Annotated in this window: 4 protein-coding genes; all 4 read left to right on the top strand. The window is 75.0% G+C overall.

The genetic code is table 11. The features are described from left to right. Positions 1-898 (top strand): bifunctional diaminohydroxyphosphoribosylaminopyrimidine deaminase/5-amino-6-(5-phosphoribosylamino)uracil reductase RibD (gene ribD, locus JWQ92_RS09415; protein ID WP_297344198.1); only part of this gene is annotated, 898 nt, incomplete at its 5' end. Position 899: 1 nt separating this feature from the next. Then, positions 900-1,520 carry a riboflavin synthase gene (locus JWQ92_RS09410; protein ID WP_297344197.1) on the top strand — a complete coding sequence of 207 codons (621 nt, stop codon included), beginning with the start codon at positions 900-902 and terminating at the stop codon, positions 1,518-1,520. Further along, a complete protein-coding gene (ribA, locus tag JWQ92_RS09405; RefSeq protein ID WP_297344196.1) occupies positions 1,520-2,788 on the top strand; it encodes a GTP cyclohydrolase II in 1,269 nt (422 codons plus the stop codon). The genes JWQ92_RS09410 and ribA overlap by 1 nt, the downstream gene beginning before the upstream one ends. Beyond that, positions 2,785-3,098: 6,7-dimethyl-8-ribityllumazine synthase (locus tag JWQ92_RS09400; protein WP_297344195.1), on the top strand; the 314-nt coding region annotated here is incomplete at its 3' end. The genes ribA and JWQ92_RS09400, both read left to right, overlap by 4 nt.

Genomic DNA, 3,098 nt, shown 5'->3' with positions numbered 1-3,098 from the left:
CGCGTTGCAGCGGCTCGCGCCGGGCGCGGCGGCCGGTGCCACCGCCGTCGTGACCCTGGAGCCCTGCAACCACCACGGCCGCACCGGCCCCTGCGCCGTCGCACTCATCGAGGCCGGGATCACCGGCATCGTCTTCGCCATCCGCGACCCGCACGGGCCGGCGGCCGGAGGCGCCGAGCGCCTGCGCGACGCCGGCGTGGAGGTGAGGGAGGGCCTGCTCGCGGACGAGTCCGCGGCGCTGAACGAGCACTGGCTCGCCGCCGTGGCCTCGGGCCGCCCCTGGGTCACCGCGAAGTGGGCCTCGAGCCTCGATGGCCGCATCGCGGCGGCCGACGGCTCGAGCCGCTGGATCACCGGTCCCGAGGCCCGCGAGGACGTGCACCACCGCCGGGCCGCCCACGGCGCCATCGTCGTCGGCACCGGCACCGCACTCGCCGACGACCCGAGCCTCACCGCCCGTGCGGCCGACGGCGGCCTGCTGCCCGCCCAGCCGGTGCCCGTCGTCGTCGGCGCACGGGATCTCCCGGCGGATGCGGTCGTCCGCGCCCATCCGCGCCCCCTCCTGCACGTGCGCGACCACGATCCGCACGCCGTGCTCGCGGCCATCGCCGGCGCCGGGGCCACGTCCGCGTTCCTCGAAGGCGGCCCCACGCTCCTCAGCGCGTTCCTCGCCGCCGGGCTCGTCGACGAGGTGCTGGTCTACCTCGCTCCGACCCTGCTCGGCGGCCCCCGCGTCGCGACGGGCGGCCTCGGCGTCGCCACCATCTCCGACCAGCTCCGGCTCGACGTGCGCGAGGTGCGCACGCTCGGCGCCGACCTGCTGGTCGTCGCCCGCCCGCATCCCGCGGGCACCCCCGATCCCTTCGGGACGGCGCCCGCCGTCCCCAGAGAGGACTGACATGTTCACCGGCATCATCGAGGAGCGCGGCCGCGTGCTCGGGTGGGAGACGACGCCCGACGGCGGCGCGCGCCTCACCGTCGCAGCCCCGCTCGCCGCATCCGACGCCGCCCATGGCGACTCCATCGCCGTCTCCGGCGTCTGCCTCACCGTCGTCGCGTTCGGCGACGACCGGTTCACCGCCGACGTGATGGGTCAGACCCTCGCGGTCAGCGCGATCGCCGACCTGCAGCCCGGCGACGACGTCAACCTCGAGCGGGCCGCCAAGGTCGGCGACCGGCTCGGCGGCCACATCGTGCAGGGTCACGTCGACGGCACCGGCGCCGTGCTCGAGGTGCGCGACGAGGGCTCCTGGCGGGTGCTGCGGTTCCGGCTGCCCGACGGTCTCGCCCCACTCGTCGTCGACAAGGGCTCGATCGCCGTCGCGGGCGTCTCGCTCACCGTCTCGGCGGTGGGCCGGGACGACGCCGGGCACTGGTTCGAGGTGAGCCTCATCCCCGAGACGCTCGAGGCGACGACCCTCGGCGCGATCACCTCGGGCGGCCGTGTCAACCTCGAGACCGACGTGCTGGCGCGCCACGTGCAGCGGATGCTCGCCTTCGTCCCGGCGGCGGTGGCCTGATGGCGCTCGCACCGATGGAGGAGGTGCTCGACGCGCTGCGCGCTGGGCGCCCCGTGATCGTCGCGGACGACGAGGGGCGGGAGAACGAGGGCGACGCCATCATCGCGGCGGAGCTCGCCACGCCCGGGACGGTCGCGTGGATGGTGAACCACTCGTCGGGCTTCATCTGCGCGCCGATGACGAACGCGATCGCGGACCGGCTCGAGCTCACCGCCATGGTCCGGTTGAACGAGGACCCGCGCGGCACCGCGTACACGGTGACGGTCGACGCCGCCGACCGGTACAGCACGGGCATCAGCGCCGCCGACCGCGCGCACACGCTCAACGTGCTCGCCGATCCGTCGTCCACCCCGGCGAGCGTCACCCGGCCCGGGCACATCGTGCCGCTCCGGGCCGTCGACGGCGGCGTCCGAGTCCGTGGGGGCCACACCGAGGCGGCCGTCGACCTGCTCCGGCTCGCAGGGCTCACCCCCGTCGCCGCGATCGCGGAGATCACCTCGCCCGACGGCACGATGACCCGGATGCCCGGCCTGCTCGACCTCGGCGAGGCCGAGTCGGTGCCGGTCACGACCGTCGCGGCGATCATCGACCACCTGGACGCGAACCCCGGGCTGTGCACGCGCGTGGGGATCAGCACCCCTCCCCCGCCTCCGCGGATCCGCTTCGAGGTCGAGACGGCGCTGCCGACCACCCACGGGCTGTTCCGCGTGCGGGCCTACCGCGACGCGATGACCGGCGACGAGCACGTCGCCCTCATCGTCGGCACGCCGGGCCCGGATGCGCTCGTCCGGGTGCACTCCGAGTGCCTGACGGGTGAGGCGTTCGGCTCGCTGAAGTGCGAGTGCGGCCCTCAGCTCGACGCGGCGCTCGACGCGATCCAGGCCGAGGGCGGCGTCGTCGTCTACCTCCGCGGGCACGAGGGCCGCGGCATCGGACTGGTCAACAAGCTGCGCGCGTACCGCCTGCAGGAGGACGGGTTGGACACCCTCGACGCGAATCTCGCGCTCGGGCTGCCGGCCGACGCGCGCGAGTACATCGCCGCGGCGGTCATCCTCGAGGACCTGGGCGTCCCCTCCGTACGGCTCCTCACCAACAACCCGAACAAGATCACGCAGCTCGAGGCCCACGGCGTGCGGGTGACCGAGCGCGTGCCGCTCGTCGTCGGGGTCGGCGCCGTCAACGAGGGCTACCTCGAGGCGAAGCGCGCACGGATGGGTCACCTCATCGACGATGCGGACCTGAAGCTGACCGAGGGCAGCGCCCGATGAGCGCGGAGGGCAGACCCGACGAGACGCCGGTCGACGGTCGCGGGCTCACGGTCGCCGTCGTGCACGGCACCTGGCATCCGCGCATCGCGGACGGGCTGCTCGCGGGCGCCCGCCGGGCACTCGAGGCGGCCGGCGCGACCGTCGTCGAGTACCCGGTGCCCGGCAGCTTCGAGCTGCCGGTCGTCGCCCAGGCCGCGCTGGAAGCGGGTGCGGACGCGGCGGTCGCGCTCGGCGTCATCATCCGCGGCGGCACCCCGCACTTCGAGTACGTCTCCTCGGCGGCGACGCAGGGGCTGACCGAGGCGGCCCT

This window comes from Amnibacterium sp., from assembly GCF_025463795.1.
Lineage (GTDB): Bacteria > Actinomycetota > Actinomycetes > Actinomycetales > Microbacteriaceae > Amnibacterium.
Note: the sequence above shows the minus strand (reverse complement) of the source record. Positions and strands in the feature narration are given on the sequence as shown.